At 65.4% G+C, this 14194-nt stretch carries 14 protein-coding genes; 7 read left to right on the top strand and 7 right to left on the bottom strand.

The genetic code is table 11. The annotated features are described in order from the left end of the window. Positions 1-44 precede the first annotated feature (44 nt). From H7692_RS06050 to H7692_RS06040, 3 genes are all read left to right on the top strand, one after another. Positions 45-968: a hypothetical protein gene (locus H7692_RS06050; protein WP_201926773.1), complete on the top strand. Its 924-nt coding sequence runs from the start codon at positions 45-47 to the stop codon at positions 966-968. Positions 969-972: 4 nt separating this feature from the next. Continuing rightward, positions 973-2118 carry a radical SAM family heme chaperone HemW gene (gene hemW / locus H7692_RS06045; RefSeq protein ID WP_222135638.1) on the top strand — a complete coding sequence of 382 codons (1146 nt, stop codon included), beginning with the start codon at positions 973-975 and terminating at the stop codon, positions 2116-2118. 101 nt (positions 2119-2219) lie between these two features. After that, positions 2220-3116: a tyrosine recombinase XerC gene (locus H7692_RS06040; protein ID WP_201926769.1), complete on the top strand. Its 897-nt coding sequence runs from the start codon at positions 2220-2222 to the stop codon at positions 3114-3116. 84 nt (positions 3117-3200) lie between these two features. Here H7692_RS06040 and H7692_RS06035 read toward each other — a convergent pair whose 3' ends face one another. The 4 genes from H7692_RS06035 to rsmI form a co-directional block, all read right to left on the bottom strand. Further along, positions 3201-3809, bottom strand: coding sequence for a DedA family protein (locus H7692_RS06035; protein ID WP_222135639.1), 609 nt, complete (start codon positions 3807-3809; stop codon positions 3201-3203). 53 nt (positions 3810-3862) lie between these two features. After that, entirely contained in the window at positions 3863-4813 is a 951-nt protein-coding gene (gene gshB, locus H7692_RS06030; protein ID WP_201926763.1) for a glutathione synthase, read from the bottom strand. A gap of 146 nt (positions 4814-4959) precedes the next feature. Beyond that, positions 4960-5310 carry a YraN family protein gene (locus H7692_RS06025; RefSeq protein WP_201926761.1) on the bottom strand — a complete coding sequence of 117 codons (351 nt, stop codon included), beginning with the start codon at positions 5308-5310 and terminating at the stop codon, positions 4960-4962. Continuing rightward, complete coding sequence (gene rsmI / locus H7692_RS06020) at positions 5307-6167, bottom strand: 16S rRNA (cytidine(1402)-2'-O)-methyltransferase (RefSeq protein WP_222135640.1); 861 nt, start codon at positions 6165-6167, stop codon at positions 5307-5309. The genes H7692_RS06025 and rsmI overlap by 4 nt, the downstream gene beginning before the upstream one ends. A gap of 10 nt (positions 6168-6177) precedes the next feature. Here rsmI and H7692_RS06015 point away from each other — a divergent pair, with 10 nt between their 5' ends. Next, on the top strand, positions 6178-7365 hold the full coding sequence (locus tag H7692_RS06015) for a penicillin-binding protein activator (RefSeq protein WP_201926757.1): 1188 nt from the start codon (positions 6178-6180) through the stop codon (positions 7363-7365). A 167-nt stretch (positions 7366-7532) separates the two neighbouring features. After that, positions 7533-8069: a translation initiation factor IF-3 gene (gene infC, locus H7692_RS06010; RefSeq protein WP_201926755.1), complete on the top strand. Its 537-nt coding sequence runs from the start codon at positions 7533-7535 to the stop codon at positions 8067-8069. Between the two features lie 41 nt (positions 8070-8110). Here infC and H7692_RS06005 read toward each other — a convergent pair whose 3' ends face one another. Then, positions 8111-8809 carry an NRDE family protein gene (locus tag H7692_RS06005; RefSeq protein ID WP_227339917.1) on the bottom strand — a complete coding sequence of 233 codons (699 nt, stop codon included), beginning with the start codon at positions 8807-8809 and terminating at the stop codon, positions 8111-8113. A 132-nt stretch (positions 8810-8941) separates the two neighbouring features. Here H7692_RS06005 and H7692_RS06000 point away from each other — a divergent pair, with 132 nt between their 5' ends. Further along, positions 8942-9379, top strand: a complete 438-nt coding sequence (locus tag H7692_RS06000; protein ID WP_201926751.1) for a hypothetical protein — start codon at positions 8942-8944, stop codon at positions 9377-9379. Between the two features lie 205 nt (positions 9380-9584). Here H7692_RS06000 and H7692_RS05995 read toward each other — a convergent pair whose 3' ends face one another. Continuing rightward, positions 9585-11087 carry a S10 family peptidase gene (locus H7692_RS05995; RefSeq protein ID WP_227339916.1) on the bottom strand — a complete coding sequence of 501 codons (1503 nt, stop codon included), beginning with the start codon at positions 11085-11087 and terminating at the stop codon, positions 9585-9587. Positions 11088-11188: 101 nt separating this feature from the next. Then, on the bottom strand, positions 11189-13375 hold the full coding sequence (uvrB, locus tag H7692_RS05990) for an excinuclease ABC subunit UvrB (protein ID WP_227339915.1): 2187 nt from the start codon (positions 13373-13375) through the stop codon (positions 11189-11191). Between the two features lie 86 nt (positions 13376-13461). On the opposite strand from uvrB, the gene H7692_RS05985 reads away from it, so the two are divergent. After that, positions 13462-13983, top strand: coding sequence for a DUF3617 domain-containing protein (locus H7692_RS05985; protein WP_222135644.1), 522 nt, complete (start codon positions 13462-13464; stop codon positions 13981-13983). The last annotated feature ends 211 nt before the right edge of the window (positions 13984-14194 follow it).

Genomic DNA, 14194 nt, shown 5'->3' with positions numbered 1-14194 from the left:
GGTCCAGTTTGCGCGATTGGAGGTCGGCAATGCGCCTGATATCCGTGTTTCTTTCTTTCCTGTTGGCTGCGGCGAGCATCGCGGCGGAGCCGAGCTGCCGGATGGCGGAGGCGGACCGCGCGTGGCTCGCGCGGTCGATCGTGCTGTGGAAAACGGCCGAGACCGACTGGCTGCGCCTTGTCGCCCAGCCGCTTCCCGACATTGTCGTATTCGATGGCAACTGCACCTATCGCCTGCCCGATGGCGATTTCGGGGCGCTGGTTTCGCAGGCAAATGTCGACGGCATGGCCACCTACGACGGTCACCCGCTCCCGATGGGGCCGGTCTCTTTTGCCGATGGCAGCGGGGCTTTTGTGATGAGCCTTCCGAGCGTCTGGCGCGCTGCCGGAGTGGACAGCGCGCTTGGTCTCGAGGTGCTGATGGAGGGCGTGTTCCTTCATGAGATCATGCACACACGCCAATCTTCATTGGCGAACGCCGCATTTGAAGGGTTCGGAGCCGAACAGACCGAGGAGCTTTCAGACGATTTCGTGCAGGCGCTGTTCGAAGCCGATGCAGCCTATGGTGCCGCCTACCGGCAGGAACGCGACATGTTGTTCGCCGCCGCGTCTGCGGACGATATCGGCGAAGCGCGGACGCTGGCGGGGCAGGCGCTGGAGCTGATGCGCGCGCGTCGCGCCCGCTGGTTCACGGACGATCGCGCGTGGCTGACCGTTGCCGACGATGTGTTCCTCACGATGGAAGGGATGGGGCAGTGGCTTGTCTATCGGCATTTCGCATCGCTCCCCGGGATCGGTGCACAGCGCGCGATGGACGAAGCCCGCCGCGGGGGGCGGTTCTGGGCCCAGGATGAAGGCCTGGCGTTGATGCTGGTCGTCGACCGGCTGGTCCCCGATTGGCAGCAGCGCGCCTTTCGCGAGCCCGAATGGCGCGCCGTGAAGTTGCTTGCCGCCGCCGCGTCGCGCTGATCGCATGGCCGAACCGCTCGCCCTTTATGTCCATTGGCCGTTTTGCGTGTCGAAATGCCCCTATTGCGACTTCAACAGCCATGTGCGCGAGGCTGTCGATCAGGGTGCGTGGCGCGCCGCGCTGCTCGCCGATCTGCGGCACGAAGCTGCGCTTTTGCCCGGACGCAAGGTCTCGTCGATCTTCTTCGGGGGCGGGACGCCCAGCCTGATGCCGCCTGCGACGGTCGCGGCGGTGATCGCCGAAGCCGAAGCGCTGTGGGGCGTGTCCGCCGATTGCGAAATCACGCTGGAGGCCAATCCCAATTCGGTCGAGGTCGCCAATTTCGCGGCGCTCGCGGCGGCAGGGGTCAATCGCGTGTCGATCGGCGTGCAGAGCTTTGACGCCGATGTGCTGGCCTTCCTCGGCCGCGCGCACAGCGGCGACGAGGCGCGGCGCGCGATTGCCTCAGCGCAGGCGCATTTCGCGCGCGTCAGTTTCGACCTCATCTACGCGCGCCCCGGCCAGACGCTCGCCGCGTGGGAGGCCGAGCTTGCCGACGCGCTCGGGTTCGGGACGGGGCATTTGTCGCTCTATCAGCTCACGATCGAGCCGGGGACGCGCTTTGCGACGCTCGCGGCAAAGGGCGACCTCGTCATCCCCGACGGCGATGTCGCTGCCGACCTGTTCGACGCGACGCAGGCGATCACGCGCGCCGCGGGGCTGCCGCGTTACGAGGTGTCGAACCATGCGCGTCCGGGCGAGGAGAGCCGGCATAACCTCACCTATTGGCGCTATGGCGACTATGCGGGGGTCGGGCCGGGGGCGCACGGGCGGCGGCTGGCGCAGGCAACCGAGCGGCACAAGAAGCCCGAGAATTTCCTGTCGGCGGTGGAGCGCAATAGCCATGGGCTGAAGCAGGAGAGCGACCTGCCCGCGCACGAACGCGCGACCGAGGCGATGCTGATGGGGCTGCGCTTGACCGAGGGCATCGACCTGGCGCGCGTCGAGGCGCGCAGCGGGCTGGGCCGCGATGCCTTTGTCGATGTGAATGCGGTGGCGCGGCTGGAACGGCAGGGACTGATGCGCGCCGAGGCCGACCGGCTGCGCGTCACCGATGCGGGGATTTTGCTGCTCGACAGCATCCTTTCCGAGGTGGTCAAGACCCACTAAGCTTTCAGGCCGGTCGCATCGAACGAAGTCGAGATGCCCCTCGGCCTCGCGCTTGCCTTCGGGGTGTCTCGACTTCGCTCGACACGAACGGATATCAAGGGATGGTGTTGGCCGACGATCTGATCCGCACATGGGACGCCCATCTGGCGCATGAAAAGCGCCGGTCGGAGCATACGCGCCGCGCATATATCGCGACGGCCGAGCGCTTCTGCGCCTTTCTGTCGCGCCACCGTGGCGGCGAAGTCGATACCGCGATGCTCGCGGCGCTCGTGCCCAACGATCTGCGCGCATTCCTGGCCGAGCGCCGCGCCGAGGGGCTCGGTAATGCGTCGGCAGCGCGCGAGCTGAGCGCGGTGCGCGGTTTCTTGCGTTTCGTCGGCGGGTCCGAGGCGAAGGTGCCCGCGATGCGCGGCCCGCGCGTCAAAAAGGGGCTGCCGCGCCCCGTCGCGCCGCAAGAGGCGCTGGCGCTTGCGCAGGATGTCGAGGCCAATGCGCGCGAAGGCTGGGTCGGGGCGCGCGATTTTGCGCTGCTGCTGATGCTTTATGGCGCTGGCTTGCGCATCGGCGAGGCGCTTGCGCTGACTGGCGCGGCGCTGCCGCTCGGCGAGACGCTGCGCGTCACGGGGAAGCGCGGCAAGACGCGGATCGTACCGGTGCTGCCCGCGGTCGCGCACGCGGTGGCGCGCTATGTCGAGGCTTGTCCCTATCCGATCGCCAAGACTGCGCCGCTATTCGTCGGCGCGCGCGGCGGGGCGCTCCAGCCCGGCGTCGTGCGCGCGAGCGTGCGTTCGGCGCGGCGCGCGCTCGGGCTTCCCGAGCGGACGACGCCGCACGCACTGCGCCACAGCTTTGCGACGCACCTGCTCGCGGGCGGGGCGGATTTACGGTCGCTGCAGGAATTGCTCGGCCATGCGAGCCTTGCCTCGACGCAGGTCTATACCGGAGTCGACGCGGCGCACCTGCTCGACATCTATCGCAACGCGCACCCGCGGGCGTGACGTCCGTTTTGGGGGTGACGATACTGTGAATGTCACTTTTCGATCGCAAGCAGTCGGCGTGGTTGAAGGAAAGCAAGGGCCCGGCTATTTTCCCTTGGCCTTCGGTTTCCATGTGAAAACCCGCCACACATAGAACAGCACCAGCGAGCCGATTGCCACGAGGGCGAGCGGGCCGACAATCGCATCGAGATTGGCGAAGCTGCGCGCGAACCAGTTGCCCGCGCCCGCGAGCGCGGCGATCCAGATCGACGACCCCGCGGCGGTCCACAACAGGAACTTGCCCTGGTGCATCCGCACCATCCCCGCGGGCAGCGACACCATCGTCCGCGTCACCGGCATGAAGCGCGCGACGAATACAATGCCGGGGCCGAAGCGGAGGAAGATGTTGTGGAGCCGCTCGACCTCGTTCCAGTCGAGCGTCAACCAGCGACCGTGCCGGTCGATGAAGGGCTTGAGGCGCTCATATCCGATCCAGCGCCCGATGCCGTACCACACCCAATTGCCGAGCGTCGTTCCCGCGACCCCGACCGCAACGAGCGTCCAGAAATCGAACCGTCCCTGCGCCGCGGCGATCCCGCCCAGCCCCATGATCACCTCGCTGGGGATCGGCGGAAAAACATTCTCGATGACCATCAGGACGAAAATGCCGGCGTAGCCCCAGCTTTCGATCAGGTTCAGGATGAAGTCGGTCATGGGGGTGTCAACGCCGCAAAGGTGCGGATAGATGCCCCGATGTTGGGCACGACTTACCCTATCCGCCGTGCAATGGCGTCCCAGATCATGCCCGCGGTGTCGCTGTTGTTGAAGCGATCGATGGCGACGATGCCGGTGGGCGAGGTGACGTTGATCTCGGTCAGCCATTCGCCGCCGATGACGTCGATGCCGACGAAGATCAGCCCGCGCTCGCGAAGCTGCGGGCCGAGCGCGTCGCAGATTTCCCGTTCGCGCGACGTCAACTCGGTCGCCTCTGCATAACCCCCGACTGCAAGGTTCGAGCGGAACTCGCCCTCGCCTGGCTTGCGGTTGATCGCGCCCGCGACCTCGCCGTCGACGAGTACGATGCGCTTGTCGCCCTTTGCCACGCTCGGCAGGAATTGCTGGACCATGAAGGGTTCGGGCCACACCTGGCCGAAGAGTTCGACGAGCGCGCCGAGGTTGCTGCCGTCGGCGTCGATGCGAAACACCGCCTTGCCGCCATTGCCGTGCAGCGGCTTGATGACGACCGCGCCGTAGCGCTTCTGGAAATCCTTCACCGCGCCCAAGTCGCGCGTCACCATCGTCGGCGGCATATAGTCGGCGAAATCGAGCACATAGACTTTCTCGGGCGCGTTGCGCACCGACACGGGATCGTTGACCACCAGCGTCTCGCCGCGAATCCGCTCGAGCAGCCAGGTGCCGGTCAGATAGCCGAGGTCGAATGGCGGGTCCTGCCGCATCAGCACGACATCGACATCGCGCCGGAGGTCGAGCGTCACTTCATCGCCGAAGCGATAATGATTGCCGGCCTCGCGCTTGACGTCGAGCACCGGATGCGCGCGCGTCGTCAGCCGTCCCGCCTCCCACGTCAGACCGCGCACGTCATAGTGGAAGAGCGAATAGCCGCGTTCCTGTGCGCTGAGCATCAATGCGAAGCTGCTGTCGCCGGCGATGTTGATGCCGTCCATCGGGTCCATTTGCACCGCGGCGCGCAGGGTCATTGTCTTCTCCTTTTGGCCTGCGCGCTGCGCGGCATTCAAACTGTCGTCATCCCGGCGAAGGCCGGAATCTCGACGTCACACTATGACGCCCCGGCGAGATCCCGGCCTTCGCCGGGATGACGCATAGTGGCGTGCGCCTAGCACCCTCACGGCTGCCAAACATGGACCAGATGGCGTGGCAGGCGGCGCGGCGCAAGGAGCATCACGTCGATCCTGATGTCGTCGCCGGGTTTCGCGAAACGCGAGCTCAGCATTTCGGCGGCCGCTGCGACGCGGCGCAGGCGGTGTTGGTCGACCGCGAGATCGAGGTCTTCGGCACGCTCGCGCCACTTCACTTCGATGAAGGCGACCATGCGTCCGCGCCGCGCGACGAGGTCGACCTCGCCAACCGGTACGCGCAGCCGCTGGCCGAGAATGCGCCAGCCGTGAAGGCGCAGCCACCAGGCGGCGCGCGCCTCGGCCTTGCGCCCGCGCGCTTCGGCCTCGGCGCGTTTCAACCCGCGTCCTTCAGCGTGAGCGCGCGCGCATAAATCTCGTGCCGGTCGAGGCCGAAGCGCTTGGCGACGGCCTTTGCAGCCTGCGCCACGGGCTTGTCGGCCATCGCTTCGCGGAGCGCAGCGTCGAGCGTGGCATCGTCGGCCTCTTCGGCGGTCGCTTCGCCCGGTGGGCCGACGACGATCACGATCTCGCCCTTTGGCGGCGTGTCGGCATAGCGCGCCGCCAACGCTGTGAGCGTGCCGGTCACGCATTCCTCGTAGAACTTGCTGATCTCGCGCGCGACCGCTGCCTCGCGGTCGCCGAGCCCTTGCGCCAGCGCCGCAAGCGAGGCGAACAGGCGCGGACCGCTTTCATAGAAAACCAGGCTCGCGCGAAGCCCGGAAAATTCGGCGATGGTGTCGGCGCGCGCCTTTGCCTTCGACGGCAGGAAGCCCGCGAAGAGGAAGCGGTCGCTCGGCAGTCCCGACAGCGTGATCGCGGCGATTGCGGCGCAGGGGCCGGGCAGGGTCGTGACATGCCGCCCCGCCGCGCGCGCGTCGCGCACCAGCTTGTAACCGGGGTCGGAAATGAGCGGCGTCCCTGCGTCGGACACCAGGACAACCACTTCGCTCGCCATGCGTTCGACAAGCGCGGCGCGCACCCGCTCGTCGCTATGATCGTGATAGGGGGTCATCGGAACGCGCAGTCCCAGATGTGACAGCAGCTTCGCTGTCACACGCGTGTCTTCGGCCGCGATCACATCGGCGCGCGCGAGCAACGCCGCGGCGCGCGCGCTGATATCGCCGAGGTTGCCGATGGGCGTCGCGACGATATAGAGACCGGGCAAGGGAGATTGAGAGATGGTCGAATCCGGCATGACGCCGAAAATGGCAGAAACTTCGGCGGAGCGCCAAGCCTATGCGTCGTCGCGGCGCCAATTGTTGCGCGGGCTCGGCGTTACCGCGATGGCGGGCTTCCTCGCCGCATGCCAGGTCGTGCCAAAGGCGGGCGGGCCGGTGGCGCCGCCGCCGCCCGAGCAGCCGACCGACAATGTCGGCCCGGGGCTGCCGACCGATACCGATCGTCACCGCATCGCGCTGCTTGTGCCGCAGACCGGCACCAACGCCGACGTCGGCACCTCGATCGCCAATGCAACGACGCTCGCGTTGCTCGATACAAAGACCGAGCGGCTACGTATCACTACTTATGACACAGCGCTGGGCGCCGCCGCGGCGGCGCGGCAGGCGGTGGCCGACGGCAACAAGCTGATCCTCGGCCCGCTGCTCAGCGAGGATGTGACCGCCGTCGCGCCGATCGCGCGCGCGGCGAAAGTGCCGGTGCTCAGCTTCTCGAACGACACCGGCGTTGCGGGCAATGGTGTTTTCATCATGGGTTTTGTGCCCGGCCAGTCGGTCGAGCGCGTCATATCCTATTCGCAAGCGCAAGGGCACAGCCGCTTCGGCGCTCTCGTGCCCAAAAATGTCTATGGCGACCGGTCGGCTGCGGCGTTTCGCGATGCTGTCGCCGAGGCGGGCGGCACGCTGGTCGCGGTCGAAAGCTATGACCGCAGCGCTACCGCGCTGACAGGCGCCGCGCGGCGGCTCGCCAATGCGGGCGACATCGACGCGGTGCTCGTCGCCGATTCGGGTGGCAATGCGGTGCGCGCGGTTCCCGTGCTCAAGAGCAGCGGCGACAAACAGATCCTCGGCACCGAACTCTGGAACACCGACGCCTCGCTGGGCGGCAGCGCGGCAATGCGCGGCGCGTGGTTTGCGAGCGTGTCCGATGGCCTTTACGGCCAGCTCGCGGGCAAATATCGCGCGCGCTTTGGCCGGGCGCCTTACCGGCTCGCCAGCCTTGGCTATGATTCGGTGCTGCTCACGGTGCGGATTGCCCGCGACTGGAAGCCCGGAACCAATTTTCCCGTGAGCAAGCTGATGGCCGAAGACGGCTTTGGCGGGATTGACGGCATCTTCCGCTTCAACAATCGCGGCGTCGCCATTCGCGCGCTCGAAGTCAGCGAAATCGGCGCCGGCGGTTTTCGCGTGATCGACCCCGCGCCAGCGAAATGGTAGGCTCTTGGGGCGTGGCATAGCCGCCACAGTCGGGTAAAAAGCGGCGCCGAATGGCGTGCCGCGCCCTTTACGTGGCCGTGCTGTTCACTATATGGACAGTGCGCGCGACGGCTATGGCTTATCGCGTCGATCATCAATAACCAGGAGATACAGCTATACGCCCGCCCATGACCCGCCGCCCCTTGGCGCCGATGCCGCCCAAGAATGGCCCGCGATACAATGAATTCATCGCCTCCCCGAAAGTCCGCGTTATCGACGAGGAAGGCGAAAATCTGGGCGTAATGCTGACTGCCGAAGCGATCGAACAGGCGGCCGAAGTGGGCCTCGACCTGGTCGAAGTCTCCCCCAACGCCGATCCGCCGGTGTGCAAGTTCCTCGATGTGGGCAAATTCAAGTACGAAGCCCAGAAAAAGGCCAATGCCGCGCGCAAGAGCCAGAAGACGCAGGAGATCAAGGAGATCAAGATGCGTCCGAACATCGACGACCATGATTTCGAGGTGAAGATGAAGAAGGTCTTCGACTTCCTCGAGGATGGCGACAAGGTCAAGATGACGATGCGCTTCCGCGGCCGCGAGATGAGCCACACGCAGCTCGGCCTCAACGTCCTTCAGCGCGTTGCCGAAATGACCGCCGAGATCGCGAAGGTCGAAGCGCATCCGCGCACCGAAGGCCGTCAGATGCTGATGGTACTCGCACCGAAATGATATATTTTCCTCCCCATGGCTTCGCCGTAGGGAGGATTATCTCAACCGATCCGAAAATCGAGGGCGGTCGTTCCACCGGGGCGGCCGCCCGCTTCGTATCGGCGTTCGATCATCCTGACGGCGCCGTCCGCCGCCACCGCGACCAGCGTCGAGGCGCGCGTGCCATACACCTCGCCCATCAGGAACAGCGCCGGGTCGCCTTCCGCCGTCAGCGTGTCGAGCAGCCCCTCGGGATCGCTGCCCGTCGCGACCACGGCGGCGAGCGCGGCGCGCAGCCGTTCGGCGCGCGGGCAGGGGCGGTCAATGGGTTCGTTCGCGAGCGCGTGGACGCCCTTCTCTAACGCCGAAAGCTGCGGCGCTGGCCGGTTGGTGAAAAGGCGCGGGGCGCCCAAGCCAACCGCAAACAGGTTGAAGGCGTTGAAACGGTCGAGGTCGGCGGCGGCCGGGTCGGCAAAGCGGCCCTGTCCGCGCAGCAGGTCGGTGACGAGCGCGCCGCGCGAGTCCTTTGCCGGATCGGGCATCGCGCCGCGGACATTGGTGACGACCACGGCACGGCCGCTCGGGCGATGAACGCCGAGCCATGTCCCGCCCGCCTGCAAGTCACGCCCCGCGACGATGCCGCTGCTGTCTTCCCACATATGGAGCGACGCCGCGGGGCGCGCGTGAAACTCGTCGCGGTTGCCGATGAGGATGAGCGGCCAGTCGGGGTGGACGCGGTGGGCGAGGGCGACGACGCACATGCGCGCCCATATCGGTCGTCGCGCTCGATTTGCCAAGCCGGTGCCGTGGTGTATTGTATGGATATATCACTAATTGCCGACGCAGCGGAATGGTGATAGCCTCCGCCCATCTTTCTGGAGGGGGAGATGAATATGACCGATGCTGTGAAGACGCCTCTGCACCTGTGGGTGGTGGGGATCGTGTCACTGCTGTGGAACGCCTTTGGCGCGTTCGACTATGTGATGACCAAGCTTAAAGACCCTGGCTATATGGCGGCGTTCACGCCCGAACAGCAGGCGTATTTCTATGGTTTTCCGCTGTGGGCCAATGTCGGCTGGGCGCTGGGGGTGTGGGGATCGGTGCTGGGGTCAGTGCTGCTGCTCGCGCGCAGCCGTCACGCGGTGACGGCGTTTGCGCTGTCGCTCGTCGGGCTGGCGATCAGCAGTGTCTATCAGTTCGGGATGCATTATGGCGATCTGGAACGGATGTTCGGGATTTTTCCGATGATCTTTACGGCCGTGATCTGGGTGATCGTGATCGCGCTGTTCCTGTATGCGCGCGCGCAGGCGGCGAAGGGCGTGCTGCGGTAGGAGCGTCTGCTTCGGGGTGGAGAGCTGCCGCTAAATCCTCCCTGTGGCGAAGCCATGGGGAGGGGGACCGCTCGCGAAGCGAGGGGTGGAGGGGCGCCCGCGACGTTGCGCCATTAGCCCCTCCGTCAGCCCTTCGGGCTGCCACCTCCCCATGCCTGCGGCACAGGGAGGATCGAACGTCCGCAACCGGTCGTTAGCAGCCGTTCTACCGCGCCCGGATGAACGCCCGCACATCCTCCGACAGTTTCCGCCGGTCGTCGTCGCGGATGTACATCATGTGGCCTGCGCCATAATAAGTGTAAGTGATGCGGTCCTGCGGGATTCCGGTGCGTGACAGCGCATATTCGGCGGCGAAGAAGGGCGTTGCGAAATCATACCAGCCTTGCGCCACAAGCACGCGTAACCCCGAATTCTCGCGCATTGCCTGCCCAATCCAGGGGGCGACGTTGAGGTAGGCGTTGGCGTCGCGCCCGCCGATGCGCCAGTCCCACTGGCCGCCGATGCCGCTGATCGACTGATATTCGCGGTCCGTCCTGAACCCCAGCCCGTCGCGGCTCCAGCTGTTGATCGCCGCGGTGTAGCTTGCGTCGATGCCATAGAAACTCGGGTCGTTGTCCGGGCTTTCACCGGCGTTATCATAGTCCTTGCCCGTGTAGCGGCTGTCGAGCCGCCCGACGGTCAGGCCGCGGTCGCGCAGCAGTTCCTTGTAGAAGCGCGCCGGGGTGACGCGCAGGTCCGCCTGTTCGAGATAGGTTTCGGAAAGGCCGGTGAAGCGCGCAAGCTCGCGGCGGATCGCGGCGCGTTCCTCGCCCTGCAATTTCTGCCCTTTGAGCAGCGCGGTGGCATAGGGACCGATCGCCCATTGCCGGGCTTCCTCGGCAAAGGCCTCGACCGACGCGGCGCTCGCCTTGCCGTGATAGAGCGCGGTGACCGCCATCGAGGGCAGGTTGGTGATCGGTGACAGCTCGTTGCCCGGCGTATCGGCGCCCGCCGCGAAATCGAGAACGGTCGAAATCAGGATCAGGCCGTTGAACGCGACGTCATTATAGGTTGCATTCATCAGCTGGTGCGCAACGGCGGCGGTGCGCGTCGTGCCATAGCTTTCGCCGCCCAGATATTTGGGGCTGTTCCAGCGGCCATTCTCGCTCAGCCAGCGGCGGATCACCTCCGCGACGAGTTTCGCATCCTGCGTGACGCCATAATAATCCTCGGGGTTGGCCTTGCCGATCAGGTGCGAAAAGCCCGTGCCCGGCGGGTCGATGAACACCACGTCGGTGACGTCCATCAAGGCGTCGGGATTGTCGACGATCGGATAGGGCGGGGCGCCATCATCGACCCCGGTGCCGGGGATCGCGACGCGCTTCGGCCCGAAGGCGCCCATCATCAACCAGACGGTGCCCGACCCCGGGCCGCCGTTGAACAGGAAGGTCACGGGGCGATTGGGGTCGCGCGGTTCCTTGACATAGGAGGTGGTGACGACCGCGACTTCGGGCACGCCGTCCTTGTTTTTGATGATCGTCTCGCCGATCGTCGCGGCATAGTTGATCCGCTGCCCGCCGAAGGTTCCGCTGAGCTTGGTGGTGCGGATTTGCGGTTCGTAATCGGCGGGCTTTTCGACCTTCGCCTTGTCAGTCGCGTCCGCAGCGTGGACGATGGCAGGAACCGCGACGGCAAGCGCCAGCGCGATCAGCGACAGACCCGATTTCATAAACTGCTCTCCCCGTTCGAAGCGCGGACGCTAAGCCGCACGCGGGGAGGGGGCAAGGGCGCTGGTCGGTTGCGGTGGGGTTTTGGTCGAACCTGCGGGCTCTACCGCCCCCATTTCGTCTTGCTCTGCTTTCCGAACCGCCCCTTGCGCGTACCCGGCTTGCCCTCGTTGCTCCGCCCGACACGCGGCGCGACCTGCTGGTCCGGCGGCAGGCCCAGCTCGTCGGCTTCCAGCTTGCGGATTTCGTCGCGGAGGCGGCCGGCTTCCTCGAATTCCAGGTCGGCGGCGGCGTCGCGCATCTTCTTTTCGAGCTCCTGGATGTACGCGCGCAAATTGTGGCCGACCATGTGCGCGGGCTTGTCGTCGCCGATGTCGATGACGACGCCGTCCTTCGATGCGACATGCGCGATGATGTCGCCGATGTTGCGTTTGATCGTCGTCGGGGTGATGCCGTGCGCTTCGTTATACGCCTTCTGCTTTTCGCGGCGGCGGGCGGTTTCGCGCATCGCGCGTTCCATGCTGCCGGTGATGCGGTCGGCGTAGAGGATGACGCGGCCGTCGACGTTGCGCGCGGCGCGGCCGATCGTCTGGACGAGGCTGGTTTCGCTGCGCAGGAAGCCCTCCTTGTCGGCGTCGAGGATCGCGACGAGCCCGCATTCGGGAATGTCGAGCCCTTCGCGGAGCAGGTTGATGCCGACGAGCACGTCGAACACGCCGAGCCGCAGGTCGCGGATAATCTCGATGCGCTCGAGCGTCTCGACGTCCGAGTGCATGTAGCGGACCTTCAGCCCCGCTTCGTGGAGGAACTCGGTCAGATCCTCGGCCATGCGCTTGGTCAGCGTCGTCACCAGCGTGCGATACCCCGCCGCCGCGGTCTTTTTCGCCTCGGCGATCAGATCGTCGACCTGTTCCTCGACCGGCTTGATCTCGACCGGCGGATCGATGAGCCCGGTGGGGCGGATCACCTGTTCGGCAAAGACACCCTGCGTGCGGTCCATCTCCCAGGTGCCGGGCGTCGCCGACACGCTCACCGTCTGCGGGCGCATCATGTCCCATTCGGCGAAGCGTAAGGGCCGGTTGTCGATGCAGCTCGGCAGGCGGAATCCATATTCGGCGAGGGTGATCTTGCGGCGATGGTCGCCCTTTGACATCGCGCCGATCTGCGGGATCGTCTGATGGCTTTCATCGACGAAGAGCAGGGCGTTGTCGGGGAGATATTCGAACAAGGTCGGCGGCGGCTCGCCGGGGAGGCGGCCTGTGAGGAAGCGGCTGTAATTCTCGATGCCCGCGCAGCTTCCGGTGGCGGCGATCATTTCGAGGTCGAAATTGGTGCGCTGTTCGAGCCGCTGTGCTTCGAGCAGGCGCCCTTCGGCTTCGAGTTCCTTCAAACGCTCGGCGAGTTCGTGGCGGATCGCCTCGCTCGCCTGTTTCAGCGTCGGGCCGGGCGTGACATAGTGGCTGTTTGCAAAGACGCGGACGTAATTGAGGCTCGCGATCTTCTTGCCGGTCAGCGGGTCGAACTCGGTGATCTCCTCGATCTCGTCGCCGAAGAAGCTGACGCGCCACGCCATATCTTCATAGTGCGACGGGAAGATTTCGAGGCTGTCCCCACGCACGCGGAAATTGCCGCGTGCGAACGCCTGATCGTTGCGTTTGTACTGGAGCGCGACGAGCTTGCGGATGATCTCGCGGCTGTCGGCGACCTGGCCCTTCTTGAGGTCAAAGATCATCGCCGAGTAAGTCTCGACCGAGCCGATGCCGTAGAGACACGACACCGACGCGACGATGATCACGTCATCGCGTTCGAGCAGCGCGCGCGTTGCCGAGTGGCGCATGCGGTCGATCGCCTCGTTCACGCTCGACTCTTTCTCGATGTAGGTGTCGCTGCGCGGGACGTAAGCTTCGGGCTGGTAATAGTCGTAATAGCTGACGAAATACTCGACCGCATTGTTCGGAAAGAAGCTTTTGAACTCGCCATAGAGCTGTGCCGCGAGGATCTTGTTCGGCGCGAGGATGAGGGCAGGGCGCTGCAACTCCTCGATGACCTTTGCCATGGTAAAGGTCTTGCCCGAGCCGGTGACGCCGAGCAGCACCTGATCGCGCTCGCCTGCAAGGGCGGTTTCGACCAGTTCCTTGATCGCGGTCGGCTGGTCGCCCGCGGGTTGATAGTCGCTGACAAGTTCGAAGCGCTTGCCGCCCTCGACCTTCTCCGGGCGCGCCGGCCGGTGCGGGACATAATCGGCCGTCGTGTCGATTTCGTCGAGCGAGGTACGAATCTGAATTGCCATCGCGGACAATATGGTAACGATAGCGCGGGTCCACAATCGCAATGAATCGCAACGGCGACCGACGCGACTTTCACAGGAGACAGAATATGAAGACTATGTTGGCGCTGGCCACATTGGGGGCTGCCTTGGCGATTGCGGGTTGTGGAAAGACCGAAAATGCGGGTGGGCCGGTGAAACGCGAGGCGGGCAACTGGAAAACCGACGTCAAGCTCGTGAAATTCGATGTGCCGGGCATTCCCGATGAGATGAAGGCCGGAATGAAACAAATGGTCGAAGGCGCGAGCGGCATGGACCAGTGCTTCACGCAGGAACAGGTCGACAAGGAAGACATTGCGGCCGAGCTTGCCAAGGGACCGGGCAATGGCGGCGAATGCACCTGGACGAAAAAGGATGTCGGCGGCGGCACGATCGACGTTGCCGGGACCTGCACAGCAAATGGCCAGACGGTCGACATGGCCATGGCGGGCACGATGGCGGCAAAGAAGACCGACGTGACGATCACCACCAAAGGCGCGGTCCCGGCGGGCGGCGAAATGGAAATGGTGATGCAGATGACGAGCACGCATACCGGCCCGTGCAAGGAAGGAGAGGCGACAACGCAAAGCTGAGCGGCGCTGGGCGTAGCGGTTTTGGGGGACGGCCGAGAATCGGCTCAGTCGAGGGATTTGCGGACTTGGCGGGCGGAATTGTAGGTGGGGCTACGCCTCCGCCCGGCCAAGTCACATGTTCATGAAGCCGATTGATGTGCAGCGGACGCCAGGGACCAGCTCGCGTCTGCCGCAACAGCGGCTTCAATCCGCCCGGCCCGGTCGAAGACCG

The sequence above is a fragment of the Sphingopyxis sp. P8 genome (genome assembly GCF_020622175.1).
Taxonomy (GTDB): Bacteria; Pseudomonadota; Alphaproteobacteria; order Sphingomonadales; family Sphingomonadaceae; genus Sphingopyxis; species Sphingopyxis jiangsuensis.
This window is presented reverse-complemented; position numbering and strand designations above follow the sequence as displayed.

Excerpts from the sequence above, each read along its gene's own strand:
- hemW (WP_222135638.1), top strand. The coding sequence starts at position 973 with ATGGCCGAACCGCTCGCCCTTTATGTCCATTGGCCGTTTTGCGTGTCG.
- H7692_RS06040 (WP_201926769.1), top strand. The coding sequence starts at position 2,220 with ATGGTGTTGGCCGACGATCTGATCCGCACATGGGACGCCCATCTGGCG.
- H7692_RS06035 (WP_222135639.1), bottom strand. The coding sequence starts at position 3,809 with ATGACCGACTTCATCCTGAACCTGATCGAAAGCTGGGGCTACGCCGGC.
- gshB (WP_201926763.1), bottom strand. The coding sequence starts at position 4,813 with ATGACCCTGCGCGCCGCGGTGCAAATGGACCCGATGGACGGCATCAAC.
- rsmI (WP_222135640.1), bottom strand. The coding sequence starts at position 6,167 with ATGCCGGATTCGACCATCTCTCAATCTCCCTTGCCCGGTCTCTATATC.
- H7692_RS06015 (WP_201926757.1), top strand. The coding sequence starts at position 6,178 with ATGGCAGAAACTTCGGCGGAGCGCCAAGCCTATGCGTCGTCGCGGCGC.
- infC (WP_201926755.1), top strand. The coding sequence starts at position 7,533 with ATGACCCGCCGCCCCTTGGCGCCGATGCCGCCCAAGAATGGCCCGCGA.
- H7692_RS06005 (WP_227339917.1), bottom strand. The coding sequence starts at position 8,809 with ATGTGCGTCGTCGCCCTCGCCCACCGCGTCCACCCCGACTGGCCGCTC.
- H7692_RS06000 (WP_201926751.1), top strand. The coding sequence starts at position 8,942 with ATGACCGATGCTGTGAAGACGCCTCTGCACCTGTGGGTGGTGGGGATC.
- H7692_RS05995 (WP_227339916.1), bottom strand. The coding sequence starts at position 11,087 with ATGAAATCGGGTCTGTCGCTGATCGCGCTGGCGCTTGCCGTCGCGGTT.
- uvrB (WP_227339915.1), bottom strand. The coding sequence starts at position 13,375 with ATGGCAATTCAGATTCGTACCTCGCTCGACGAAATCGACACGACGGCC.
- H7692_RS05985 (WP_222135644.1), top strand. The coding sequence starts at position 13,462 with ATGAAGACTATGTTGGCGCTGGCCACATTGGGGGCTGCCTTGGCGATT.